Genomic DNA, 24317 nt, shown 5'->3' on the forward strand with positions numbered 1-24317 from the left:
GAGGGACACGCGCAGTGGGGTCGCCTTTCTTTGGTTACTTTCTTTGGCGAAGCAAAGAAAGTGACTCGCCCGCCGGGGCGAATTCCCGGCTCCTGCACTGAACAAACAGCAAGGCCAAAACAAAGCCCAGACGCTGTCCCCCAAGGAGAGAGGCAATAGACATGCAGATCATCGCCAACCCTTTCCCCTTCGAATTCCAGCTCGATCGAACGGCGCTGGTCATCATCGACATGCAGCGCGACTTCATCGAACCCGGCGGCTTCGGCGAAACGCTGGGCAACGATGTGTCGCTGCTGCAGGCCATCGTTCCTGCCACGCAGGCGGTGCTCCAGGCCTGGCGAAGACGGGGCGGGCTGGTGATCCACACGCGCGAGGCCCATCGCCCCGACCTGGCCGACTGCCCGCCGGCCAAGCGCAACCGCGGCACGCCGGCGCTGCGCATCGGTGACGAGGGCCCCATGGGCCGCATCCTCATCGCCGGCGAGCCCGGCAACCAGATCATCGAGGCGCTGGCGCCCATCGAGGGCGAGATCGTGATCGACAAGCCCGGCAAGGGCGCCTTCTACGCCACCGGCCTGCAGAGCGAGCTGCGGGGGCGCGGCATCCGCAGCCTGGTCTTCATGGGCGTCACCACCGAGGTCTGCGTACAGACCAGCATGCGCGAGGCCAACGACCGCGGCTATGACTGCCTGCTGCTGGAGGACTGCACCGAGAGCTACTTTCCCGCCTTCAAGGCCGCGGCCCTGGAGATGATCCGCGCCCAGGGCGCGATCGTCGGATGGACTGCGCCGAGCGCCAGCTTGCTCGCCGCGCTGGAGGGCTAACATCTTTCCCGTGCCCAACCCCGTCAAGACCCGCCCCGCCGCCGAGGATGCCGCCTTTCGCACCCGCGCGGACGAAGTCTATGCCCAGCTCAAGCGCGACGTGGCCGAGTTCAGCCTGGTGCCGGGCGACCGCTTCACCGAAGGCGAGATCAGCGAGCGCCTGGGCGTCTCGCGCACGCCGGTGCGCCAGGCGCTGTTCCGGCTGCAGCAGGAAGGCTATGTCGAGGTGCTGTTCCGCAGCGGCTGGCGCGTACTGCCCTTCGACTTCGACCAGTTCGAGCAGCTCTACGACCTGCGCATGGTGCTGGAGACCACCGCGGTGCACCGCCTGTGCGAGAGCGACGGCCGCATCGACCGCCGCCTGCTCGACAGCCTGGCCGACACCTGGCTGGTGCCCGCGGCACAGCGCAGCGCCGACGGCGTGCAGGTCGCGCAATGGGACGAGGCCTTCCACTGCGCCCTGGTCGCCGCCGCCGGCAATGCCGAGATGGCGCGCGTACACCGCGACGTGACCGACCGCATCCGCATCATTCGCCGGCTCGACTTCACCCAGCAGCCGCGCATCGACGCCACCTACGACGAGCATGCCAAGATCCTGAAGGCGGTGCGCGCCAACCGCGGCGAGCAGGCGGCGATGCTGCTGCGCGCCCACATCGAGACCAGCCAGGCGGAGGTGCGCAAGATCACGCTGCACCAGGTCCACATGGCCAGAACCGCCAGCCGGCGATAGGGAACCTCACTCTGCGGTGATGTTGCCCCGTTGGACCACGCCGGCCCAGCGCTGCGCGTCTTTCGCGATCAGGTCCTTGAATTCGCCCGGTGCCGAACTCGCCGGCACCATGCCCTGCGCCTCGAAGGCGGTCGCCACCTCCGGCTGCCGGAGGATCGCGCCGATCTCCTTGTTGAGCCGCGCCACCACCGGCGCGGGCGTGCCCTTGGGCGCCAGCACGCCGTACCACATGTCGACGTTGCCGGCCTGGATGCCGGCCTCGGCCAGCGTGGGCACGTCCGGCAGCTGCGGCAGGCGCTTGTCGCTGCCGGTGGCGATGGCGCGCAGCTTGCCGGCCTGGATGTGCTGCAGCGCCACGTGCACCGGCAGGAACATGTAGTCGATGCGCCCGCCCAGCAGGTCGGTCACCGCGCCGGCCGTGCCCTTGTAGGGCACGTGCAGCATCTCGGTGCCGGTGCTCTGCATCAGCAGTGCCATCGACAGGTGGTGCGGCGTGCCCACGCCCGGCGTGGCGTAGGTGAACTTGCCCGGGCTGGCCTTGGCCGCCGCGACCACCTGCGCGACCGAGGTGGTCTTCTGCACGTTCGGGTTGGTCACCAGCAGCAGCGTGCCCCAGGAGGCGAGCGAGACCGGCGTGAAGTCGTTGACCGGGTCGTAGGCCAGCGACTTGTAGAGGCTCTTGTTCATCACCAGCGTGTTCACCTGCACCAGCAGCGTGTAGCCGTCGGGCCTGGCGCGCGCCACCTTCTCGCTGCCGATGTTGCCGCTGGCGCCGGCCACGTTGTCCACCACCACCGGCTGGCCCAGCACGGCCGGCAGCCGCGCCGAGAGCTGGCGCGCGATCAGGTCGATGCCGGTGCCGGGCGTATAGGGCACGACCAGGGTGATGGCCTGGTCGGGCCAGGCCTGGGCGGCCGTCGCGCCGGCGGCCAGCAGCAGGGTGGCGAGGATCTTCTTCAAGGAACGCATGAGGTGGTCTCCTTCTTGTGGGTCTTTTGTCGGTTCAGAGGTACGAAGGCCGTGCCTTCAGGCCGGCCGGGTCGTAGCCGGCCACGCGCTTGTAGTGGTCGGAGATGGCCTGCAGCTCCGCGGTGCTGACGATGTCCTCCAGACTGTCGAAGCGCTGGCCGCCGGAGCGCTGGAAGACCTCGCGCAGGATGGTGTCGGGCGGGTTGCTGCGGTTGGTCAGCACCACGTCGGTGGTCGCCTTCACGCGGACGCGGTCGTAGTCCTCCAGCGCGTCGGTGCCCACGCCGAGCCGGCGCAGGGCGCCCGCGAGATGGCGGGCATCGATGATGGCCTGGCCCGCGCCGTTGGAGCCGCGCGGCACCATCGGGTGCGCGGCGTCTCCCAGCAGCGTGAGGCGGCCATGGGTCCACTTGGGCAGCGGGTCCTGGTCCACCATCGGGTACTCGAGGATGGCGTCGGAAGAGCGGATCAGCGCCGGCACGTCGAGCCAGTCGAAATGCCAGTCCTCGAAGGCGGGCAGGAAGTCCTCCAGCCGACCGGGGCGGCTCCAGTCCTGCAGTGCCGGCTGCGGCGCGTGTATCTCGGCCACCCAGTTGATCAGCTGGTTCCCTTCGGCATCGACGTTGTCGCGGATGGGGTAGATCACCATCTTGCCCTGGTCCAGCCAGCCCGCGCGCACCATGCTCGCGCCGGAGAGGAAGGGCTTGTGCTTCGCGGTGCCGCGCCACATGTTGACGCCCGAGTAGCGCGGCGCACCCTCGTTCGGATAGAGCTGCTTGCGCAGCACCGAGTGGATGCCGTCGCAGCCCACGGCCAGCGCAGCGCGCACCGGGGGCAGGGCCGTGCCGTCGGGTGCGGTGAAGCGGGCGGTGACGCCGTGCTCGTCCTGATCGACGCCGGCACAGCGGTGGCCGCAGACCACGGCATCGGCACCGAGCCGCTCGCGCACCGCGCTCAGCAGCACCGTGTGCAGGTCGCCGCGGTGGATCGAGTACTGGGGCCAGTCGTAGCCGGCCGCGGTGCCCGCCGCCTCGCGGAACACCAGTTGGCCGTGCGCGTTGAAGAACACTGCCTCCCGGGTGCGCACGCCGACGGCATCGAGCGCCGGCAGCAGGCCCAGCTCGGCCAGCTCGCGTGCCGCATGCGGCAGCAGGTTGATGCCCACGCCCAGGGGCTTGAGTTCGGGCACGGCCTCGTACACGCGGCAGGCAATGCCGGCCTGGTGCAGGCTCAGGGCCAGGGTCAGGCCGCCGATGCCGGCGCCCAGGACGATCACTTCGGTGGATGGCTCGCTCATGTCTCGTTGTCTCTCGATTCAGGGGATGGCTCGATTACAGCGGCCTGGCAGTCATATGGGAAATTTAGATGTCATATGGATTTATCATGAATTAAGATGAATTTGTCCATGCGCCAGATGCGCGCCTTCCTGCACGTGGCGCGCATCGGCAACTTCACCCGCGCCGCCGAGCAGGCCCACATGACGCAGGCCGGGCTCAGCACGCTGGTGCGCGAGATGGAGCGCCAACTGGGCACGCGCCTGTTCGACCGCACCACGCGCATGGTGGTGCTCACCGCGGCGGGGCGGCGCCTGTTGCCGGTGGCGCAGCGCGTGCTGGGCGAGCTGGACGAAGTGACGGCGCGCCTGGGCGCCGAGGGCGACGAGGCGCGCCAGACGCTGCGCATCGCGGCCACGCCGCTGGTGTCCTCGCACCTGCTGCCGCAGGTCTTTGCCGGCTTCCGGGACAGCCATCCGCGGATCCGGCTCAAGCTCTTCGACGCCGACCTGCGCGGCGTCGAGGCGATGGTGGCCCAGGACGAGGCCGACATGGGCCTGGGCTTCTTCTTCAAGGCCGCGCCGGGGCTGGAGCGCACGCCGGTGGGCCGCTTCCAGCTGATGCGGGTGGCGCCGAGCGGGGGCGATGATGCGGCGCCGCGGGCGAGCGTGCCCTGGTCCTCGCTGCGCGGGGCGCAACTGCTGGGCCTGCCGCCCGACAACCCGATCCAGAAGCTGATCGACCGGCACCTGGCTGCCATCGGCCCGGCCGATCCCGAGCGGCCAGCCTTCAATTTCTTCGGCACGCTGATCTCGATGGTGGAGGCCGGCTTCGGCAGCGCCGTCATGCCTACCTTCGCGCTTGCCGCCTGCCGGCGCCATCGCGTGGACACGGCGCTGCTGGTCAAGCCCAAGGTCGAGCTGGATTTCTTCCGCGTCACCCGCCGCGGCGTGCAGGAGACCGAGGCCATGCAGGCCTTCTGCGGCACGCTGACCCAGGCGCTGCCGGCACTGTCACGCTAGGGTTTCACCTGGGCTTGTTACTAGTTTTTACAAATCAAAATCCACGCCTTCGAGAGTGCGCCGCATGGCGGGGCGTTCTCATGCCCCTGTCCGGAGAAAAGAGATGAAGGCACGCACCTTGGCCCGCTGGATCCTGGGGGCCACCGTCGGAAGCGCCCTGTGCGCCGGCGCGTTCGCAGCCGAGATCGTGGTCGGCCAGGTGGCGCCGCACACCGGGCTGGAAGCCAAGCAGGGCCTGGGCTATGCCGCCGGGCTGCGGCTGGCCTTCGACAGCATCAACAAGCAGGGCGGCGTGAATGGCAACACCTTCACGCTGGCGCGCCTCGATGACCGCAACGACCCCGCGACCACCGTCGAGCAGACGCGCAAGCTGGTGGCGGAGCAACGCCCGGTCGTGCTGGCCGGCTACTTCGGCAGCCGCAACCTCGCCGAGCTGCTGAACTCCGGCCTCCTGGAGCGGCAGCGCCTGGCGCTGGTGGGCTACCGAACGACCGAGATCCCGCCTGCGAATCCCCTGCTGTTCAGCGTGCGGGCCGATGTCCGCGACGAACTCGTCAAGCTCACCGGCCACCTCGCGACCGTGGGCATCACCCGGCTCGGCCTGCTCCACGAGGCCGGGGCCGACGCCGTGGTCGCTGCGGCCGACGAGGCGGCCGGCCGGGCGAAGGCCTCCTTCGTCGTTCGCGCTTCCTATGCCGAGAACGGCCGGAACACCGGCGCGCTGGTGTCGGCCTTCCTCAAGACACCGCCGCAGGCCATCATCATGGTGGCGAACGGCGCCACCACGGCGGCCTTCATCGAGCGCTACCGCTCGGAGGGCGGCGCGGCGCAACTGTTCGCCTATTCCGGGGCGGACATCGAGCAGCTGTCGCAGCGGCTGGGCGAGGAGCAGATGAAGGGCGTCGTCATCTCGCAGGTCACGCCCAACCCCTACAAGAACACCAGCCGCCTGACGCGGGAGTTCGCCGAGGCCGCCAAGGCCCACAAGCCCGACACGCCGGTCAGCTACGTGATGATGGAGGGCTACATCGCGGGCCGGGTGATCATCGAGGCGGCGCGCCGGCAGGGCCGCGCGCCCACGCGCGAAGGCATGGTGGCGGCGCTGAATGCCATGAGCGACTACGACCTCGGCGGCTACGCCGTCGGCTTCAAGCCCGGCGCGCGGGCCGGCTCGAAATACGTCGAGCTCTCGATCATCAGCAGCGAGGGCAAGATCCAGCAGTAGGGCTCAGAGCGTGAGCTCGTAGTCCACCGTGATCGGCGCATGGTCACTGAATTTGATGGTCTTGAAGATCTGCTCGCTGCGCGCGAGCTTCGCGATCGCCGGCGTGGCCAGGTGGTAGTCCAGGCGCCAGCCCACGTTCTTCGCGTAGGCCTGGCCGCGGTTGCTCCACCAGGTGTAGGCCTCGTCGGTGGTGTCGGGCTTGAGCATGCGGTAGACGTCGACCAGGCCGGCGCCCTCCGCGCCCTCGTCGAGCAGCCGGGTCATCCAGGCGCGCTCCTCGGGCAGAAAGCCGCTGTTCTTCTGGTTGCCGCGCCAGTTCTTGAGGTCGATCTCCTTGTGCGCGATGTTGATGTCGCCGCACAGCACGAATTCGCGCTCGCGCTTGAGTGCCAACAGGTGCGGAAAGAAGCCCTTCAGGAAGCGGAACTTCGCCGCCTGCCGCTCCTCGCCCGAGGAGCCGCTGGGGAAGTAGCAGCTGATGACGGAGAACTTGCGCTTCTTCGTGTCGAAGCGCAGCTCCAGGTAGCGGCCCTCGGCGTCGAACTCCTTGTCGCCCCAGCCGATGACCACCTCGGTCGGCGCGTGCCGGGAGTAGATGGCCGTGCCCGCGTAGCCTTTCTTCTCCGCAAAATGGAAGTGGCCCTTGAGGCCGGCCATGGCCTCGAAGCGCCCCTCGATGTCGCTGGCCTGGACGCGGATTTCCTGCATGCAAATACAATCCGGCGCCAGCTCGGCCACCCAGTCGGCGACGCCCTTGGTCGCCGCCGAGCGCAGGCCGTTGAGGTTGAGGCTGGTGAGTTTGAACACGAGGACGTTCCCGATGGCTGAAGAGGTGGCAATGACAGGAGAAGAGGGTGCACTGGCGCAGGCCTTCGTGCAATTCGCGCTCGAGTCCGGCGTGCTGCGCTTCGGGCAGTTCAAGACCAAGGCCGGGCGCATGAGCCCCTACTTCTTCAACGCGGGCCTGTTCGACGACGGCGCCAAGCTCGCGCGGCTCGCGGGATTTTATGCAGACCGGCTGATCGCCAGCGGGCTGGAGTTCGACATGATCTTCGGGCCCGCCTACAAGGGCATCCCGCTGGGCGCCACGGTCGCCGCCGAGCTGGCCCGGCGCGGGCGCAACGTGCCCTTTGCCTACAACCGCAAGGAAGCCAAGGACCACGGCGAGGGCGGCACCCTGGTCGGTGCACCGCTGCAGGGGCGGGTGCTGATCGTCGACGACGTGATGTCGGCAGGCACCGCGGTGCGCGAGTCGATCGCCGCCATCCGTGGCGCCGGCGCCACGCCGCACGCGGTGGCCATCGCGCTGGACCGCCAGGAGAAGGCGACCGAGAACGGCGTCGACGTGGACCACAGCGCCGTGCAGTATGTCCGCAACCAGCTCGGCATGCAGGTGGTGGCGATCGCGACCCTTGACGACTTGTTACAGTATCTCTCGGGCCGCGCCGATGACGCGTTGAGTGCCCACCGGCAGGGCGTGCTGGATTACCGGGCACGCTACGGCGCCGGGTGAACCTGTCACACGAAGGATCGGCATTGGCCCACACGTTGCTGCAGCAGAAACGCATCGGAAGCCTGACTCTCCTGCTGCTGGCTGCAGCGGGCGCACCGCATGCCGAAGCCCAGTCCACCGCCGGTCCGGGCATCTATACCTGTGTCGATTCCCGCGGCCGCACGATCACGGCAGACCGGCCGATTGCCGACTGTGCCGACCGCGAGCAGCGAGAGCTCGGCCCGAGCGGCACCACGCGGCGCAAGCTCGAGCCCACCTACACGGCGCGCGAGCAGGCCGAGCGCGAGGAGCGCGAGCGCCAGGCGCAGTTGCAGGCGCAGCGCCTGCAGGAGGAGCGCCGGCGTGAGCGGGCGCTGCTGATCCGCTACCCCAATGCCGCCGCGCATGACCGCGAGCGCGCCGAGGCGCTGGTCCAGATCGATGCCGTGATCCAGGCTGCCAGGAAGCGCGTGAGCGAGCTCGCCGAGGAGCGCCGCAGGATCGACGACGAACTTGAGTTCTATGCCAAGGATGTCGGCAAGGCGCCCGATTCCTTGCGCCGCAAGGTCGAGGACAACGGCAAGAGCGCGATGGTGCAGAACCGCTTCATCGCCGACCAGGAAGAAGAGAAGAAGCGCGTGAACGCGCGCTTCGACGAGGAGCGGGCGCGCCTGCGGCCGCTATGGTCCGGCACCGTGCCGGCCACGACCTCGCGTTAGACGACCTCGCGCCAGGCTTCTTCAGCCCAGCTTCGCCTTCAGCAGCGCATTCACCTGCGCCGGGTTGGCCTTGCCCTGGCTGGCCTTCATGACCTGGCCGACCAGCGCGTTGAAGGCCTTGTCCTTGCCGGCGCGGTATTCGTCGATGTTCTTCTGGTTGGCGGCCAGCACCGTGTCGACGATCTTCTCCAGCGCGCCGGTGTCGCTCATCTGCTTCAGGCCCTTGGCTTCGATGAGCTGGTCGACGTCCTGGCCTTCGCCGGTCCACAGTGCCTCGAAGACCTGGCGAGCGGCGTTGTTGGAGACGGTGCCGTCGCCGATGCGCTGGATCAGGGCCGCGAGCTGGGCGGCCGAGACCGGCGCCTGCGTGATGTCGATGTCCTGCAGGTTGAGCCGGCGCGCGATCTCGCCGGTGATCCAGTTGCTCGCCAGCTTGGGCGCGGCGCCGGCGGCCACGGCATCGTCGAAGTAGCGGGCCAGGGCCGGGCTCTGCGTGAGCTGCGCTGCGTCGTAGGCCGACAGGCCGTGCTCGCGCCCGTAACGCTCGGCCATCGCGCGCGGCAGCTCGGGCATGTCGTTGCGCACCCGCTCGATCCACTCCGGCGCGATCGCCAGCGGCGGCAGGTCAGGATCGGGGAAGTAGCGGTAGTCGGCCGCATCCTCCTTGGTGCGCATGGCGCGGGTCTCGCCGGTCTCGGGGTCGAACAGCACGGTGGCCTGCTGGATCGCACGGCCGTCCTCCAGCTCGCCGATCTGCCAGCGGATCTCGTAGTCGATCGCCTGCTGCATGAACTTGAAGCTGTTGAGGTTCTTGATCTCGCGCCGCGTGCCCAGCGGCTGGCCGGGCCTGCGCACCGAGACGTTGGCGTCGCATCGGAAGCTGCCTTCCTGCATGTTGCCGTCGCAGATGCCGATCCAGGTCACGATCTTGTGCAGCTCGCGGGCGTAGGCCACGGCCTCGGCGGTGGAGCGCATGTCGGGCTCGGTCACGATCTCCAGCAGGGGCGTGCCGGCGCGGTTCAGGTCGATGCCCGACTGGCCGACGAAGTCCTCGTGCAGCGACTTGCCGGCATCTTCCTCGAGGTGGGCACGCACCAGGCGCACGGTTTTCTGCTCGTCGCCGAGGAAGAAGCTGACCGAGCCGCCCTGCACCACCGGGATCTCGTACTGGCTGATCTGGTAGCCCTTGGGCAGGTCGGGGTAGAAGTAGTTCTTGCGCGCGAACACGCTGCGCGGCGCGATGTGCGAGCCCAGCGCCAGGCCGAGCTTGATGGCGCGCTCGACCGCGCCCTTGTTCATCACCGGCAGGGTGCCCGGCAGCGCCAGGTCCACGGCGCAGGCCTGGGTGTTGGGCTCGGCGCCGAAGGCGGTGGAGGCGCGGCTGAAGATCTTGCTCGCGGTGGAGAGCTGGGCATGGGTCTCGAAGCCGATGATGACTTCGTAGCCCTGCACCAGCGGGCCGGTGGGGCGGCCTTCCTGCATCTGTTCGAAACTGCTGCTCATCTCAGTATCCCTGGGGGGCACGCTGGTGCCAATCGGTGGCCTGCTGGAAGCGGTGCGCCGCATTCAGCAGCTTCGCCTCGCTGAAGTAGTTGCCGATCAGCTGCAGGCCCACGGGCATGCCGGCGTCGAAGCCCGCCGGCACGCTCATGCCGGGCAGGCCGGCCAGGGAGCCGGGCAGCGTGAAGATGTCGGCGAGGTAGTCCGCCACCGGGTCGCCGCCGTGCTCGCCCAGCTTCCATGCCACCGTCGGGGCCGCGGGGCCGGCGATCAGGTCGCAGTGCGCGAAGGCCTGCCGGAAGTCGTCGGCGATCATGCGCCGCACCTTCTGCGCCTGCAGGTAGTAGGCGTCGTAGTAGCCGTGCGAGAGCACGTAGGTGCCGATCATGATGCGGCGCTTGACCTCGTCGCCGAAGCCTTCCTCCCGGGTCTTGGCGTACATGTCAGCCAGATCGCGGTAGTTCTTCGCACGATGGCCGAACTTGACGCCGTCGAAGCGGCTCAGGTTCGAACTCGACTCGGCCGCGGCGATGATGTAGTAGACGGGGATCGAGAGCTCGGTGCGCGGCAGCGTCACCTCGACGCGCTGGGCGCCCAGCTTCTCGTATTCGGCCAGCGCGGCGTCGATGGCGGCGCGCACGCCGGGGGCCACGCCATCGCCGAGGAATTCGCGCGGCACGCCGATGCGCAAGCCTTCGAGCGAATCGCCCAGGGTGCGCGAGAAATCCTCGGCCGGGCGGTCCAGCGAGGTCGAATCGCGTTCGGGGTCGGGGCCGCACAGGGCCGACAGCATCAGTGCGCAGTCCTCGGCCGAGCGGGCGAAGGGGCCGGCCTGGTCCAGGCTGGAGGCGAAAGCCACCATGCCGTAGCGCGAGGCGCGGCCGTACGTGGGCTTGATGCCGGTGACGCCGCAGAAGGAGGCCGGCTGGCGGATCGAGCCGCCGGTGTCGGTGCCGGTGGCGGCCGGCACCAGGCGCGCGGCCACGGCGACGGCGCTGCCGCCGGAGGAGCCGCCGGGAATGCGGTCGCGGTCCCAGGGGTTGCGCACCGGCACCGCATGGTCGAAGCCGATAGCGGGCACGGCCACGTTCTCGTTGGAGGAACCCATCGCGAACTCGTCGCAGCTGAGCTTGCCCAGCGTCACGGTGCCGGCCTCGGCCAGCTTGCGCACCACGGTCGCGTCGAAGGGCGAGCGGTAGCCGGCCAGGATGCGGGAGCCGGCGGTGGTCGGCAGGTCTGCGGTGACGAAGATGTCCTTGTGCGCGATCGGCACGCCGGCCAGGGCCCGGCCGGTGCCGGCGGCGATCTGCGCATCGGCAGCCCGGGCCTGGGACAGGGCGAAGTCCTCGTCCAGGGCCACGAAGGCGCCGAGGTCCTGGTGTTGCTTGATGCGCCCCAGCTGGTGCTGCGCGGCCTCCACGGCCGAGACCTTGCGTTCGCGCAGGGCGCCCGCCAGCTCGGCGACGCCCATCTGATGCAGATCCCGCGTGCTCATTCGATCACCTTCGGCACCAGGAACAGCCCGCCCTCGACCGCCGGGGCGCTGCGCTGGTTGAGCTCACGCCGGTTCGGCTCGCTGGCCACGTCCTCGGCCAGTCGGAGCGTGACGTCCTCGAAGGCAGCGACCGGATGCGCGAGCGGCTCGACGCCGGTGGTGTCGACCGCGCGCATGCGCTCGACCAGTTCGAAGAAGCCGTTGATCTGGCCGAGCATACGCTCGCTCTCGTCGGGCGCGAGCTCGAGCCTGGCGAGCGATGCGATGCGCGCGATATCTGTGGAGGTGAGGGACATCGGAAGCTGCGAGAAAAAACAAGGCCCTGCGCGCTTACCAAAGGCGTACTTTGCCCCTCGAAGGGGTGCGCCGGAGGCGGGATGCGCAGGGGATTCGGGTATTATCCCGCCTTTGCCGCAACCCCCGCGAACGCGCCGGCATTTGCTGCAAAAACGTCCACCCATCCCGTCTAAAAACGACCCAGCAAGAGGGCGACGACATGCCGACGCGCATGCCGTGCTCCAGAGGATTCCAGAATGTTCGGAGCTTTCCGTCGGTACTTCTCGACCGACCTCGCGATCGACCTCGGCACCGCCAACACCCTGATCTTTGCCCGCAACAAGGGCATCGTGCTCGACGAGCCCTCGGTCGTCGCCATCCGCCACGAAGGCGGCCCGCACGGCAAGAAGGTGATCCAGGCGGTGGGCCGCGAAGCCAAGGCCATGCTCGGCAAGGTGCCCGGCAACATCGAGGCGATCCGGCCCATGAAGGATGGCGTGATCGCCGACTTCGTGATCACCGAACAGATGATCAAGCAGTTCATCAAGATGGTGCACCCGCGCTCGCTGCTCACGCCCAGCCCGCGCATCATCATCTGCGTGCCCTGCGGCTCGACCCAGGTCGAGCGCCGCGCCATCAAGGATGCGGCCGAGGCGGCCGGCGCGACCTCGGTCTACCTGATCGAGGAACCCATGGCCGCCGCCATCGGCGCCGGCCTGCCGGTGTCGGAAGCCAGCGGCTCGATGGTGGTGGACATCGGAGGCGGCACCACCGAAGTGGGCGTGATCTCGCTGGGCGGCATGGTCTACAAGGGCAGCGTGCGGGTGGGCGGCGACCGCTTCGACGAGGCCATCATCAACTACATCCGCCGCAACTACGGCATGCTGATCGGCGAGCCCACGGCCGAAGTCATCAAGAAGAGCATCGGCTCTGCCTTCCCGGGCTCCGAGGTCAAGGAGATGGAGGTCAAGGGCCGCAACCTCAGCGAGGGCGTGCCGCGCAGCTTCACCATCAGCAGCAACGAGGTGCTGGAAGCGCTGACCGATCCGCTCAACAACATCGTCTCGGCCGTCAAGAATGCGCTGGAGCAGACCCCGCCCGAACTGGGCGCCGACATCGCCGAGCGCGGCATGATGCTGACCGGCGGCGGCGCCCTGCTGCGGGACCTGGACCGCCTGCTGGCCGAGGAAACCGGCCTGCCCGTGCTGGTGGCCGAAGACCCGCTGACCTGCGTGGTGCGCGGCTGCGGCATCGCGCTGGAGCGGATGGACCGCCTGGGCAGCATCTTCACCAGCGAATAGTGCACCCTTTGCATATCCGGCCGGCCCGTGTCAGCATCGGCCGGCTTTTTCATATCTAGCTAGAACGCGCCGCTCACACCATGCCCCTGGGCACGCTGGACCGTACCGCGCCGCCCCTGTTCAACCAGGGACCTTCGGCGCTCAGCAAGCTGATCTTCTTCAGCGCGCTGGCGCTGTTCCTGATGGTGGCGGACGCCCGCTTCAACATCGTGCAGCCGCTGCGCGCCGGCATCGGGGCGGTGCTCTATCCGATCCAGTGGCTGGCGCTCAAGCCGGTGCAGCTGGCCATGGGCGGGGGACGCTACCTGGAGGACCTGCAGACCGCGCAGACCAAGGAGGCGGAGGCGCGCAAGGCACTGGCCCTCCAATCCGAGCGTGCCAGCCAGGCCGACACCCTGGCGCAGGAGAACGCGCGCCTGCGCTCCCTCCTGGAGCTGCGCCAGACCACGCAGACGCCCGGCCGCGCGGCCGAGGTGCTGTACGACGCGGCCGATCCCTACACCCGCAAGCTGGTGATCGACCAGGGGCTCACCAACGGCATCGCGCCCGGCTCGCCGGTGATCGACGAGCACGGGGTGGTGGGCCAGGTCACGCAGGTCCAGCCCTTCACCAGCGAGATCACGCTGGTGATCGACCGTGACCTGTCGATCCCGGTGCAGAACGTGCGCACGGGTGCCCGCAGCGTGGCTTTCGGCGACGCCAGCGCGCACGGCGGCGGGCTGGAACTGCGCTTCACCGCCGCCAACGCGGACGTGCAGGAGGGCGACCTGCTCACCACCAGCGGGGTCGATGGCGTTTATCCGCCGGGCCTGCCGGTGGCGAAGATCGACCGCATCGACCGGCGCGCCGATTCGGCCTTCGCCCGTATCCACTGCGCGCCGATGGCCCATGTGACGGCCGCGCGCTACGTGCTGGTGCTCGCGCCGGTCGGGGGGCAGGCGCCCAAGCCCGCGCCGGCGTCTGCTGCGGACGCGACGCCGTCGAAGAAGAAAGGCGACAAGGCCAAGGGCGACAAGCCCGCGAAGGCTGACGCCAAGGCCGACAAGCCGGCAAAGGCTGAAACCAAGAAGGAAGGCCGCACCCCATGATCATGCGCCCCGGCCACCAGCAGCTGCTGCTGCCCGTCAACCCCTTCTTCCTGTGGGCCAGCCTGATTGTCGCGCTGCTGCTCAACATGGTGCCGCTGGGCCGGGCCGCCTGGCTGCCCGACCTGCTGGCGCTGGCGATCGTGTTCTGGAGCGTGCATCAGCCGGCGCGCATCGGCATCGGCGCGGCCTTCGTGTTCGGCCTGCTGATGGACGTGCACCAGACGGCGCTGCTGGGCCAGCATGCGCTGTCCTACACCACGCTGGGCTTCTTCGCGATCATGATCCACCGGCGGCTGCTCTGGTATCCGCTCATCTCGCAGGCGCTGCAGGTGCTTCCGCTGTTCGCGATCTCGCACCTGATCGAGGTGGCGATCCGCCTGATGGGCGGCGGCATCTTCCCCGGCTGGGACTTCCTCATCTCGCCCGCCATCGAGGCCGCCCTCTGGCCGCTGGCGAGCCTGCTTCTGCTGGCGCCGCAGCGGCGCGCACCCGAACCCGATGCCAACCGCCCGCTGTAACAGCCTTCGCTGTGGCTTTTTCGGCTTGTCCGGCCCGCGCGGGCGGCGTAGGCTTGCGCGCGCCTCATGACCGAACTGCGCAACATCGCCGCCGACCTCGCCCGCTTCAGGCGCCGCGTGATCGTGATCGGCCTGGTGGTCCTGGTCGCCTTCAGCCTGTTGTGCGCGCGGCTCTTCTTTCTCCAGGTGGTGCGCCACGAAGACCTGGCGGAGCAGGCCGAGAGCAACCGCACGGCGGTGGTGCCGGTGGTGCCCAACCGCGGCTTGATCCTCGACCGCAACGGCATCGTGCTGGCCTCCAACTACTCGGCCTACACGCTGGAGATCACCCCCTCCAAGGTCGGCAGCCTGGAAGACACCATCGACAGCCTGGGCGAGGTGCTGGAAATCTCGCAGCGCGACCGCCGCCGCTTCAAGCGCCTGCGCGAGGACTCGCGCAGCTTCGACTCCATCCCGATCCGCACCCGCCTGAGCGACGAGGAGGTCGCCCGCTTCGCGGCCCAGCGGTACCGCTTCCCCGGTGTCGAGATCAAGGCGCGCCTGTTCCGCAACTACCCCAACGGCGAACTCGCCGCGCACGTGCTGGGCTACATCGGCCGCATCAACCAGCGCGAGAAGGCCGCGATGGAGGACTGGAGCGAGGAAGACCAGGCCAACTACAAGGGCACCGACTACATCGGCAAGCTGGGCGTCGAGCAGAGTTATGAGAAGACCCTGCACGGCCACACCGGCGTCGAGCAGATGGAGACCTCCGCCGGCGGCCGTGCCGTGCGCCGCCTCGGCAGCCACCCGGCCACGCCGGGCAACACGGTCATGCTCTCACTGGACATCAAGCTGCAGAAGCTGGTGGAGGACATGTTCGGCGAGCGCCGCGGCGCACTGGTGGCCGTCGATCCCACCACCGGCGAGATCCTGGCCTTCGTCTCCAAGCCCACCTTCGACCCGAACCTGTTCGTCGAGGGCATCGACAGCGAGAGCTGGCAGGCGCTCAACGAGTCCATCGACAAGCCGCTGCTGAACCGCGCGCTGCGGGGGACCTACCCGCCGGGCTCCACCTACAAGCCCTTCATGGCCCTGGCCGCGCTGCAGCTGGGCAAGCGCGCGCCCAGCGTGGTGGTCAACGATCCCGGCTTCTATACCTTCGGCGGCCATACCTTCCGCAGCCACGAGGGCGGCCTGGGTGGCGTGGACATGCACCGCGCGATCCAGATGTCGAGCAACACGTACTTCTATTCGCTCGCCGTCGAAATGGGTGTGGACACCATCCACGACTTCATGAAGCCCCTGGGCTTCGGCCAGATCACCGGCATCGACCTCCAGGGCGAGGTGCGCGGCCTGTTGCCCAGCACCACCTGGAAGCGCGAAGCCTACAAGCGCCCCGAGATGAAGAAATGGTTCCCGGGCGAGACCGTCTCCCTGGGCATCGGTCAGGGCTACAACAACTTCACCATGCTGCAACTGGCGGTGGCCGAGGGGATTCTGGCCAACGGCGGCATCAAGTACCGTCCGCACCTCGTCAAGGCCGTCAAGGACACGGTGACTGGCCAGGTGACCGAGGTCGTGCAGCCGCCGGGCGAGAACCTGGGCTATCAGCCCAAGCACGTGGACCTGGTGCGCAATGCGCTGGTGGCCGTGAACAAAGGCGGCACCGGCACCCGGGTATTCGCCGGCGCGCCGTACACGTCGGCCGGCAAGACCGGCACCGCCCAGGCCGTCGCCTGGGGCCAGGGCAAGTACAACGCCAAGGCGCTGGAGGAGCACCAGCGCGACCACTCGCTGTTCGCGGCCTTCGCGCCGGCCGAGGCGCCGAAGATCGCGATTGCCGTGATCGTCGAGAACGCCGGCTTCGGCGCGGCCGCGGCAGCGCCCATCGTGCGCCGGGTGTTCGACTATTGGCTGGCGAACCAGTACCCCAACGAACAGGACCTGGCGGCCGTGCAGGCCGGCAAGGCTGGGGCGCCCATGGGCAAGCCGCGGGTCGCCAGCGAGATGGGCTGGCCGATCGTCAGCGGCGCCGCGACGGCGCCCTGAGGCAGCGCCCCATCCGGGGGCACTTGCCCGGAAGACGGGGGGCAAAAAAAAAAGCGCCGACCAGCGGCGCTTGATTCAAAAAAACGGCATCTCGTGCGGATGCCTCGTGTCTTGTCTGTTCTGGTTCTTCGAGATGTCTCCTCGGTCCCCCGCGCTGCGGGCAGGCCCGTTTGCGAGTGGCGAGACTTTAGGCGGATGCACCGTGCCAGTGCATCGGGGATTACCCGCCACTTGCAACAAGCGGAAACAAGATGACGCCACTCAGGCGCCTGCCGCCTCGCGAATCCAGCCGGCCGCCTTCTCCGCCATCATCAAGGTCGGGCTGTTGGTGTTGCCGCTGGTGATGGTCGGCATGGCGCCGGCATCGACCACGCGCAGCCCGGTGATGCCGCGCACCCGCAGGCGCGCATCGAGCACGGCCGTCGGATCGCCGTCGGCACCCATCCGCGTGGTGCCCACCGGGTGGAAGATGGTCGTGGCGATGTCGCCGGCCAGGCGCGCCAGTTCCTCGTCGCTCTGGTACTGCGGGCCGGGCTTCCATTCCTCGGGCGCGTACTTCGCGAGCGCGGGCTGGGCCGCGATGCGGCGCGTCACCCGCAGCGAGTCGGCCGCCACCTTGCGGTCTTCCTCGGTGCTCAGGTAGCAGGGCGCGATCGCCGGCGCGTCCGTGAAGCGGTGGCTCTTGATGTGCACCGTGCCGCGGCTGGTCGGGTTCAGGTTGCACACGCTGGCGGTGAAGGCCGGGAAGCTGTGCAGCGGCTCGCCGAAGGCGTCGAGCGAGAGCGGCTGCACGTGGTATTCGAGGTTGGGCCAGTCACGCTCGGGCGAACTGCGCGTGAAGGCGCCGAGCTGCGAGGGCGCCATGCTCATGGGGCCGCTGCGCTTGAGCAGGTACTCCAGGCCGATCCGCGCCTTGCCGAAGGAAGACGCGGCCAGCACGTTCAGCGTGGGCGCGTCCTTGATCTTGAAGACCGCGCGGATCTGCAGGTGGTCCTGCAGGTTGGCGCCGACCCCCGGCGCGTCCAGCAGCACGTCGATGCCGTGGCGGCGCAGCAGCTCGGCCGGGCCGATGCCCGAGAGCTGCAGGATCTGCGGCGAGCCGATGCTGCCGGCGCACAGGATCACCTCGCGCGTCGCGTGCGCGACCACCATCTCGTGGCCGTCCCACACCTGCACGCCGTTGCAGTGCCGCCGCCCGTCCGGGGCGGTGTCGAGCAGCAGGCGCGACACCTGCGCGCCCGTCCACAGCTCGAAGTTGGGCCGGCCGTAGCAGGTGGGCCGCAGGAAGGCCTTGGCGGTGTTCCAGCGCCAGCCGTTCTTCTGGTTGACCTGGAAGTAGCCCACGCCCTCGTTGCTGCCGCGGTTGAAGTCCGTCGAATGCGGGATGCCGGCCTGCTGCGCGGCCTGGGCGAAGGCGTCGAGGATGTCCCAGCGCAGGCGCTGCTTCTCCACCCGCCATTCGCCGCCGGCGCCGTGCAGCTCGTCGGCGCCCAGGTAGTAGTCCTCGTGCTGCTTGAAGGCGGGCAGCACGTTCTCCCAGCGCCAGGTGTCGTCGCCGGTCATCGCGGCCCACTGGTCGTAGTCGCGCGACTGGCCGCGCATGTAGATCATGCCGTTGATGGAGGAGGAGCCGCCCAGCGTCTTGCCGCGGGGGTAGCGCAGCGTACGGCCGTTGAGGCCGGCGTCGGGCTCGGTCGTGTAGAGCCAGTCGGTGCGCGGGTTGCCGATGCAGTAGAGGTAGCCCACCGGGATGTGGATCCAGTGGTAGTCGTCCTTTCGGCCGGCCTCGATCAGCAGCACGCGGCGATTCCTGTCGGCGCTCAGGCGGTTGGCGATCAGTGCCCCGGCGGTGCCGGCGCCGACGATGACGTAGTCGAAGGTGGTGTCGCTCATGCGTGTCTGGTCTCTCGCTCCTTGTACGCGGGCCGGCCGCAGCCGAGCCCGGCGCCGGGCAGGCCATTGTGTGGCAAAGGTCCGCCGATTGCGCGACCGCCTACGCCGGCGGGCGGCGATCCGGCCTTGGACTGTCAAGCGCCCCGGTTACGATGTCGCGATCTCCGCCTTGCAGCCGCACCCACCCTCCATGCCGATCGACCCCCTGCCGCCCGCTGACGCGCAAGACGCCGACAGCGTGCGTCCGCGCGTCGAGCAGCGCGAGGAGGCCGGCGGCAGCCGCTGGGTGGTGGCCCGGGGGTGCTGGACCTCGATGGCCATGTCCTCCCGGACCACCTGGGATGCGCTCGAGAAGAGCCTTCAAGGCGCGCCGGCGCAGGACGGCCGCGCCTGGGACCTGCGCCCCATCGACCAACTCGACCACATCGGCGCCCAGCTGCTGTGGAATCACTGGCAGCGCGCCTGGCCCGCGCGGCTGGAAATGGAGTCGCGCCACAAGGCCGTGCTGGACCAGGTGGCGCAATACACCTGCAGCGCGCCGGCCGAGCCGGGCAAGACGCTGTCGGAGCATCTGCGCAGCTTCGCCCACAACGGCCCGCGCATCATGTTCGTGGCGAGGGACTTCCTGCGCCTGATCGGCCAACTCACCCTCGACGTCGGCAAGCTGCTGCGCGCGCCGCACCGCGCGCCCTGGCGCGACTTCTCGGGGCATCTCTATCACTTCGGCGCCACCTCGCTGCCCATCACCGCACTGGTGGGCCTGCTGATCGGGGTGGTGCTGGCCTACCTGACATCGCAGCAGCTGCGCCAGTACGGCGGCGAGGCCTTCATCGTCAACATCCTCGGCCTGTCGCTGATCCGTGAGCTGGGCCCGGTGCTGGCGGCGGTGCTGATCGCGGGCCGCTCGGGCTCGGCGATCACGGCGCAGATCGGCGTGATGCGCGTGACCGAGGAGCTCGACGCCATGCGCGTGATGGGCATCCCGCATGGCTTCCGCCTGGTCATGCCGCGCGTGCTGGCGCTCGCCATCGCGATGCCGCTGATCAGCATGTGGACTTCGATGGCGGCCCTCTTCGGCGGCATGATCGCCGCCGACCTCACGCTGGACATCGGACCGGCCTATTTCATGAGCGCGCTGCCGCGCGCGGTGCCGCTGACCAACCTGTGGCTGGCGATGGGCAAGTCGGCCGTCTTCGGCGTGCTGATCGCGCTGATCGCCTGCTACTACGGACTGAAGGTGAAGCCGAACACCGAAAGCCTCGGGCGCGGCACCACCTCCTCCGTGGTGGCGTCGATCACGATGGTGATCCTGGTCGATGCGTTGTTCGCGGTGCTGTTCAAGGGCGTGGGGTTCCGGGCATGAGCCGCACGGCCGCTCCGAAGGCGAATACCGCAGCCGCAGGCGAAGGTATTCCAGCGAACGGCAGCTGTAACGTGAACGGCGGCGGCAACGGCGAGGCGGTCGTCGAGATCCGCAATCTCTGGACCGTGTTCAAGTCCCCCGAGGGCGAGCAGGTGGTGCACCGCGACCTCGACCTGGCGATCTACCGGGGCGAGGTGCTCTCGCTGGTGGGCGGCTCGGGCACCGGCAAGACAGTGCTGCTGCGCCAGATCCTCGGCCTGGAGCATCCCGCGAAGGGCCGGGTCTCGGTGCTCGGCCACCCGCCCGGGCGGATGACGGCCACCAGCGCGGCCGAGGTCGGCATGCTGTTCCAGCACGGCGCGCTGTTCTCGGCCTTCAGTGTCTTGGACAACATCGCCTTCCCGCTGCGCGAGCTCAAGCTGCTGCCCGAGGATCTGATCCGCGACGCTGCCCTGGTCAAGCTGCAGATGGTCGGCCTCGAGCCGCAGCACGCCACCAAGAGCCCGGCCGACCTCTCGGGCGGCATGATCAAGCGGGTGGCCCTGGCACGCGCGCTGATCATGGACCCGCCGCTGCTGCTGCTCGACGAGCCGACCGCGGGGCTGGACCCGGAGGGCGCCGACGGCTTCTGCGACCTGCTGCGCAGCCTGCACCGCGAGCTGGGGCTCACGGTGGTGATGGTCACGCACGACCTGGACACCCTGTTCGACCTGAGCACGCGCATTGCCGTGCTGGCCGACCAGCGCGTGATCGTGGCCGGCACGGCCCGCGACGTGATCGCCTATCCGCATCCCTTCATCCACGAATACTTCCTCGGCGGCCGCGGCCAGCGCGCCATGGAGGCCCTGCACGAAGGCGCGCCCTCGCCGCTCGTCGCGGGGCGTCCCGGTGCGGGCCCGGTCCCTTCCACTGAAAGGTAGCTGCCATGGAAAACAAGGCCCATGCCTTCGCCGCCGGCGTCTTCGTGCTCGGCCTGATCGCCGCGCTGGTCGCGCTGGTGGTCTGGCTCACCCGCGACAACACGGTGCGCAACATCTACGAGCTCTCCACCCGCGACGCGGTCAGCGGCCTGCAGCCGCAGGCCACGGTGCGCTACCGCGGCATCGCGGTGGGCAAGGTGGCCTCGATCGACTTCGATCCCAAGGTCAAGGGCAACGTGCGGGTGCGCATCACGGTCGACGAACGCGTGCCCCTCACCACGTCGAGCTATGCCTCGCTGGCTTACCAGGGCGTGACCGGGCTGGCCTTCATCGCGCTGGACGACAAGGGCGGATCGCAGACGCCGCTCGTGCCCAACAACGACGACCCGCCGCGCATCCCGCTCAGGCCCTCGGCGCTGGCGCAGCTGCAGGACCGCGGCGAGGCGATCATCAACCAGGTCGAAGAGGTGACGCGGCGCGCCAACGTGCTGCTGGGCGACGACAACCAGAAGCGCATCGCGGATGCGCTGGAAAGCATCGCGCAGGCCACCAACAGCGCCAACCAGCTCACCCGCTCGCTGGACAACACCGTGAAGAACGGGCTCAACCCGGCGCTGGCCGCACTGCCGCCGCTGATCGACCGCACCAAGGACACCATGGGCACGGTGAAGACGGCGGCGGGCGACGTCTCGCGCGTGGCGAACAATCTGAACTCCACCGTGGGCCGGCTCAATGCCAAGGACGGCCCGATCGACCGTCTGAGCGACGGCACCAAATCGCTGGCGCAGGCGGTGGACTCCTTCAACGCTGCCACGCTGCCGCGTGTGAACCGGGTGGCCGACGACACCTCGCGTGCGGTGCGCCGCCTGGGCCGGGCGGCCGACAGCATCAACGACAACCCGCAATCGCTGCTCTTCGGCAACGGCGGCGTGGTGGCCGGGCCGGGCGAGCCGGGCTTCTCGGCGCCGGCCGCGCGTCCCTGATCTGGAAGACCATGCAGAACAACGTACAAGCCCATCCGCGATCGACCCTCCGGCGCCATTTCCTTCTTGCCGTGCCGGCGGCGGCGCTGCTCGCAGCGGGTTGCGGCGCGCTGCCCGACAAGCCCAGCCGCGCGACCCTCTACGACTTCGGGCCCAACCTCGCGGCCGTTGCGCCGGCGCCAGCCGGTGCGGCGCAGATGCCGCCGATCGCGCTGGCCGAGATCGACGCCAGCGCGCGGCTGGAAAGCACGCAGCTTCTCTACCGCCTGGGCTATGCCGATGCGAACGAGCTGCGCCCCTATGGCCAGGCCCGCTGGAGCCTGGCGCCGGCGCAACTGCTGCACCAGCGACTGCGCGACGCGCTCGCGCAGCGGCGGACCGTGCTCGGCGCGGAGGAGGCGGCCATGCTCGCGCGCACCGAGGGCCAGGTGCCGGACACCCTGCGCGTGACGCTCGACGAGTTCAGCCACTACTTCGAGTCGCCTGCCGGCAGCGTGGGCCTGGTGCGGCTGCGCGCGACGCTGATCCGCCGCGGCAGTGGCGGTGACCGGGTGATGGCGCAGCGCAGTTTCGCCGTGCAGCGGCCGGCGCCCAGCGCCGACGCTGCCGGCGGCGTGAAAGGCCTGGCGGCGGCGAGCGACGCTGCGGTGGCCGAGCTCGTCGCCTGGGTGGACCAGCTGCGCTGAGGCGAAGGCCGGCCATGCGCCGCATCGGGCTCATCTCCGACACGCACGGGCTGCTGCGGCCCGAAGCGCTGGCCTTCCTGCAAGGTTGCGAGCACATCGTGCACGCCGGCGACATCGGCGACCCGCGCATCCTCTCCCAGCTCGAGGCCTTGGCGCCCGTGAGCGCCGTGCGGGGCAACAACGACCGCGGGGCCTGGGCCGAGACAGTGCCCGCAACCGCCCTGGCGGCGCTCGAGGGTCTGCGGCTCTACGCCGTGCACGACCTGGCGGACCTGGCGATCGATCCGATCGCCGAAGGTGTGCAGGTCGTGGTCTGCGGCCATTCGCACCGGCCCAGGGCCGAGATGCGAGGTGGCATCTGGTACGTCAATCCCGGCAGCGCCGGGCCGCCGCGCTTTCGGCTGCCGATCTCGGCGGCTGAACTGCAATTGGAGGGCGGCGCCATCACGCCGCGCATCGTCGAGCTCGTGAAGCGCTAATGCGTCCGCGCGAGGGCGGGGAAGAGGGTCGACAGCCCGTCGGCCATCACCTCCACCGCCAATGCCGCGAGGATCAAGCCCATCAGCCGCGTCATGACGTTGATGCCGGTCTTGCCCAGCACCCGCGCGATCGGGTCGGCCAGGGAGAAGACGAGGCCGGTCACCAGCCCCACCACGACGCCATAGGCCACCAGAACGGCGAGCTCCCAGATGTGCTGCGTCTTGTCGGCGTAGATGACCACGGTCGACATCGTGGCCGGGCCGGTCAGCAGCGGAATGGTCAGCGGCACTACCGCGATCGAGGCGCCGAGCGAGGCCTTGACCTCGGCGGCCCGGATCTCTTCCTGGTTGCCCTTCGACTCTGCCGGCTGCGCGTTGAGCATGTTGAGCGAGCTGATCAGGAGCAGCATGCCGCCGCCGACCTGGAAGCTGGCGATCGAGATGCCGAAGAAGGCCAGCAACTGCAGCCCGAGCAGGGCGCTGATCGCGATCACCACGAAGGCGCTGAAGGCCGAGACCCAGGCCGTTCGCTTGCGCTGCGCCTCGGTGTAGCCCTGCGTGTAGTGGATGAAGAAGGGCACGATCGCCAGCGGGTTCACGATGGCTACGAGCGTGATCAGCGGTTTGACCAGGTCCATCGCGGGTGTCGCCATCTCAATGCCCGCCCGGCCGCCCGAAGGGCATTGAGCTCCCCCTCGGGGGGCAGCGAACGAAGTGAGCGTGGGGGCCGTCCATCATCTTCCTCCCGTGATGTCCAGGAAGGTCCCGGTCACATAGCTGGCCTCTTCGGACAGCAGCCACACGATGCCGTTGGCCACTTCCTGCGCCGTGCCGGTCCGCTTCATCGGTACGGTGCCGGCCAGCTGGAAGGCCCGGTCGGGCATGCCGCCGGAAGCGTGGATCTCGGTGTCGATCAGGCCCGGACGCACCGCGTTGACGCGGATGCCTTCGTCCGCCACCTCCTTCGCGAGGCCGACGGTGAAGCTGTCGATCGCGCCCTTGCTGGCCGCATAGTCCACGTACTGGCCGGGTGACCCGAGCCGCGCTGCCGCGCTGGAGAGATTGACGATCGCACCGCCGCTGCCGCCATGCCGGGTGCTCATGCGCCGCACCGCCTCGCGCGCGCAGAGGAAGCTGCCGATCACGTTGATGCGGAACATGCGTTCCAGGCGCAGGGCGCTCATGTCGTCCACGCGGGCCTGCATGTCCACCACGCCGGCGTTGTTGACCAACGCGCCGAGGCGGCCGAACTTGGCGTCGATCTTCTCGAACATGGCCTTCACCTGCGCCTCGTCGCCGACGTCGGCCTGCACGCTCATCGCGCGGCCGCCCCCGTCGCGGATGGTGCGCACCACCTCGTCGGCGGCCAGCGAATTGCTGGCATAGTTGACGGCCACCGCGAAGCCGCGCTGCGCGGCGAGCAGCGCGGCCGCGGCACCGATGCCGCGGCTCGCGCCCGTGATCAAGAGCACCTGGTCCAAATCCCGCCTCCTGCACGAAAGCCGTGCCTCAGTTAAAACCGTTCGCGT

At 69.1% G+C, this 24317-nt stretch carries 24 protein-coding genes; 15 read left to right on the forward strand and 9 right to left on the reverse strand.

Annotated elements, in window-relative coordinates; genetic code table 11:
• The first annotated feature begins 161 nt into the window (after nt 1-161).
• Both A8M77_RS00005 and A8M77_RS00010 read left to right on the forward strand, forming a co-directional pair.
• Nucleotides 162-824 (forward strand): cysteine hydrolase family protein, encoded by a 663-nt coding sequence (locus A8M77_RS00005; protein WP_086919584.1) that lies wholly within the window; start codon nt 162-164, stop codon nt 822-824.
• A gap of 10 nt (nt 825-834) precedes the next feature.
• Nucleotides 835-1554, forward strand: a complete 720-nt coding sequence (locus A8M77_RS00010; protein WP_192871524.1) for a GntR family transcriptional regulator — start codon at nt 835-837, stop codon at nt 1552-1554.
• A gap of 6 nt (nt 1555-1560) precedes the next feature.
• Here A8M77_RS00010 and A8M77_RS00015 read toward each other — a convergent pair whose 3' ends face one another.
• Together A8M77_RS00015 and A8M77_RS00020 are read right to left on the reverse strand one after the other, a co-directional pair.
• Nucleotides 1561-2523 (reverse strand): tripartite tricarboxylate transporter substrate binding protein, encoded by a 963-nt coding sequence (locus A8M77_RS00015; protein WP_086919586.1) that lies wholly within the window; start codon nt 2521-2523, stop codon nt 1561-1563.
• Nucleotides 2524-2557: 34 nt separating this feature from the next.
• Nucleotides 2558-3820 carry a flavin-dependent oxidoreductase gene (locus A8M77_RS00020; RefSeq protein ID WP_086919587.1) on the reverse strand — a complete coding sequence of 421 codons (1263 nt, stop codon included), beginning with the start codon at nt 3818-3820 and terminating at the stop codon, nt 2558-2560.
• 96 nt (nt 3821-3916) lie between these two features.
• On the opposite strand from A8M77_RS00020, the gene A8M77_RS00025 reads away from it, so the two are divergent.
• Both A8M77_RS00025 and A8M77_RS00030 read left to right on the forward strand, forming a co-directional pair.
• Nucleotides 3917-4819 (forward strand): LysR family transcriptional regulator, encoded by a 903-nt coding sequence (locus A8M77_RS00025; protein ID WP_086919588.1) that lies wholly within the window; start codon nt 3917-3919, stop codon nt 4817-4819.
• 103 nt (nt 4820-4922) lie between these two features.
• Nucleotides 4923-6044, forward strand: coding sequence for an ABC transporter substrate-binding protein (locus A8M77_RS00030; RefSeq protein ID WP_086919589.1), 1122 nt, complete (start codon nt 4923-4925; stop codon nt 6042-6044).
• A gap of 3 nt (nt 6045-6047) precedes the next feature.
• Here A8M77_RS00030 and A8M77_RS00035 read toward each other — a convergent pair whose 3' ends face one another.
• The gene (locus A8M77_RS00035) at nt 6048-6851 is read right to left on the reverse strand and encodes an exodeoxyribonuclease III (RefSeq protein ID WP_086919590.1); all 804 of its coding nucleotides are present in this window, start codon (nt 6849-6851) and stop codon (nt 6048-6050) included.
• Nucleotides 6852-6882: 31 nt separating this feature from the next.
• On the opposite strand from A8M77_RS00035, the gene pyrE reads away from it, so the two are divergent.
• Together pyrE and A8M77_RS00045 are read left to right on the forward strand one after the other, a co-directional pair.
• On the forward strand, nt 6883-7557 hold the full coding sequence (gene pyrE / locus A8M77_RS00040; RefSeq protein WP_238136659.1) for an orotate phosphoribosyltransferase: 675 nt from the start codon (nt 6883-6885) through the stop codon (nt 7555-7557).
• Nucleotides 7558-7580: 23 nt separating this feature from the next.
• Nucleotides 7581-8255, forward strand: coding sequence for a DUF4124 domain-containing protein (locus A8M77_RS00045; protein WP_086919592.1), 675 nt, complete (start codon nt 7581-7583; stop codon nt 8253-8255).
• 21 nt (nt 8256-8276) lie between these two features.
• Here the strand turns inward: A8M77_RS00045 and gatB are convergent, their stop codons facing one another.
• The 3 genes from gatB to gatC are packed head-to-tail and all read right to left on the reverse strand — an operon-like array spanning nt 8277 to nt 11546.
• Nucleotides 8277-9758 (reverse strand): Asp-tRNA(Asn)/Glu-tRNA(Gln) amidotransferase subunit GatB, encoded by a 1482-nt coding sequence (gene gatB / locus A8M77_RS00050; protein ID WP_086919593.1) that lies wholly within the window; start codon nt 9756-9758, stop codon nt 8277-8279.
• A 1-nt stretch (nt 9759) separates the two neighbouring features.
• A complete protein-coding gene (gene gatA / locus A8M77_RS00055; RefSeq protein ID WP_086919594.1) occupies nt 9760-11250 on the reverse strand; it encodes an Asp-tRNA(Asn)/Glu-tRNA(Gln) amidotransferase subunit GatA in 1491 nt (496 codons plus the stop codon).
• Nucleotides 11247-11546 carry an Asp-tRNA(Asn)/Glu-tRNA(Gln) amidotransferase subunit GatC gene (gatC, locus tag A8M77_RS00060; protein ID WP_086919595.1) on the reverse strand — a complete coding sequence of 100 codons (300 nt, stop codon included), beginning with the start codon at nt 11544-11546 and terminating at the stop codon, nt 11247-11249. The genes gatA and gatC overlap by 4 nt, the downstream gene beginning before the upstream one ends.
• A gap of 237 nt (nt 11547-11783) precedes the next feature.
• On the opposite strand from gatC, the gene A8M77_RS00065 reads away from it, so the two are divergent.
• From A8M77_RS00065 to mrdA, 4 genes are all read left to right on the forward strand, one after another.
• Nucleotides 11784-12827, forward strand: a complete 1044-nt coding sequence (locus tag A8M77_RS00065) for a rod shape-determining protein (protein WP_028249609.1) — start codon at nt 11784-11786, stop codon at nt 12825-12827.
• Between the two features lie 80 nt (nt 12828-12907).
• Nucleotides 12908-13915: a rod shape-determining protein MreC gene (gene mreC, locus A8M77_RS00070; RefSeq protein ID WP_086919596.1), complete on the forward strand. Its 1008-nt coding sequence runs from the start codon at nt 12908-12910 to the stop codon at nt 13913-13915.
• Nucleotides 13912-14433, forward strand: a complete 522-nt coding sequence (mreD, locus tag A8M77_RS00075; RefSeq protein WP_086919597.1) for a rod shape-determining protein MreD — start codon at nt 13912-13914, stop codon at nt 14431-14433. The genes mreC and mreD overlap by 4 nt, the downstream gene beginning before the upstream one ends.
• 66 nt (nt 14434-14499) lie before the next feature.
• Nucleotides 14500-16464, forward strand: a complete 1965-nt coding sequence (gene mrdA, locus A8M77_RS00080; protein ID WP_086919598.1) for a penicillin-binding protein 2 — start codon at nt 14500-14502, stop codon at nt 16462-16464.
• 261 nt (nt 16465-16725) lie between these two features.
• Here mrdA and A8M77_RS00085 read toward each other — a convergent pair whose 3' ends face one another.
• On the reverse strand, nt 16726-18357 hold the full coding sequence (locus tag A8M77_RS00085) for a GMC family oxidoreductase (protein ID WP_086919599.1): 1632 nt from the start codon (nt 18355-18357) through the stop codon (nt 16726-16728).
• A 190-nt stretch (nt 18358-18547) separates the two neighbouring features.
• Between A8M77_RS00085 and A8M77_RS00090 the strand changes: the two genes are divergently transcribed.
• The 5 genes from A8M77_RS00090 to A8M77_RS00110 are packed head-to-tail and all read left to right on the forward strand — an operon-like array spanning nt 18548 to nt 22788.
• A complete protein-coding gene (locus A8M77_RS00090; RefSeq protein ID WP_192871525.1) occupies nt 18548-19720 on the forward strand; it encodes an MlaE family ABC transporter permease in 1173 nt (390 codons plus the stop codon).
• Nucleotides 19717-20640: an ABC transporter ATP-binding protein gene (locus tag A8M77_RS00095; RefSeq protein ID WP_086919600.1), complete on the forward strand. Its 924-nt coding sequence runs from the start codon at nt 19717-19719 to the stop codon at nt 20638-20640. The genes A8M77_RS00090 and A8M77_RS00095 overlap by 4 nt, the downstream gene beginning before the upstream one ends.
• Before the next feature lie 5 nt (nt 20641-20645).
• Nucleotides 20646-21623 (forward strand): MlaD family protein, encoded by a 978-nt coding sequence (locus A8M77_RS00100; protein WP_086919601.1) that lies wholly within the window; start codon nt 20646-20648, stop codon nt 21621-21623.
• A gap of 11 nt (nt 21624-21634) precedes the next feature.
• On the forward strand, nt 21635-22309 hold the full coding sequence (locus tag A8M77_RS00105; protein ID WP_086919602.1) for an ABC-type transport auxiliary lipoprotein family protein: 675 nt from the start codon (nt 21635-21637) through the stop codon (nt 22307-22309).
• A gap of 14 nt (nt 22310-22323) precedes the next feature.
• The gene (locus tag A8M77_RS00110; RefSeq protein WP_086919603.1) at nt 22324-22788 is read left to right on the forward strand and encodes a metallophosphoesterase family protein; all 465 of its coding nucleotides are present in this window, start codon (nt 22324-22326) and stop codon (nt 22786-22788) included.
• Here A8M77_RS00110 and A8M77_RS00115 read toward each other — a convergent pair.
• Both A8M77_RS00115 and A8M77_RS00120 read right to left on the reverse strand, forming a co-directional pair.
• Nucleotides 22785-23426, reverse strand: coding sequence for a MarC family protein (locus A8M77_RS00115; RefSeq protein ID WP_238136660.1), 642 nt, complete (start codon nt 23424-23426; stop codon nt 22785-22787). The genes A8M77_RS00110 and A8M77_RS00115 overlap by 4 nt on opposite strands.
• 96 nt (nt 23427-23522) lie before the next feature.
• A complete protein-coding gene (locus A8M77_RS00120) occupies nt 23523-24269 on the reverse strand; it encodes an SDR family oxidoreductase (RefSeq protein ID WP_086919605.1) in 747 nt (248 codons plus the stop codon).
• Nucleotides 24270-24317: the final 48 nt, after the last annotated feature.

It is taken from the genome of Variovorax sp. JS1663, from assembly GCF_002157355.1.
GTDB lineage: Bacteria > Pseudomonadota > Gammaproteobacteria > Burkholderiales > Burkholderiaceae_C > Variovorax.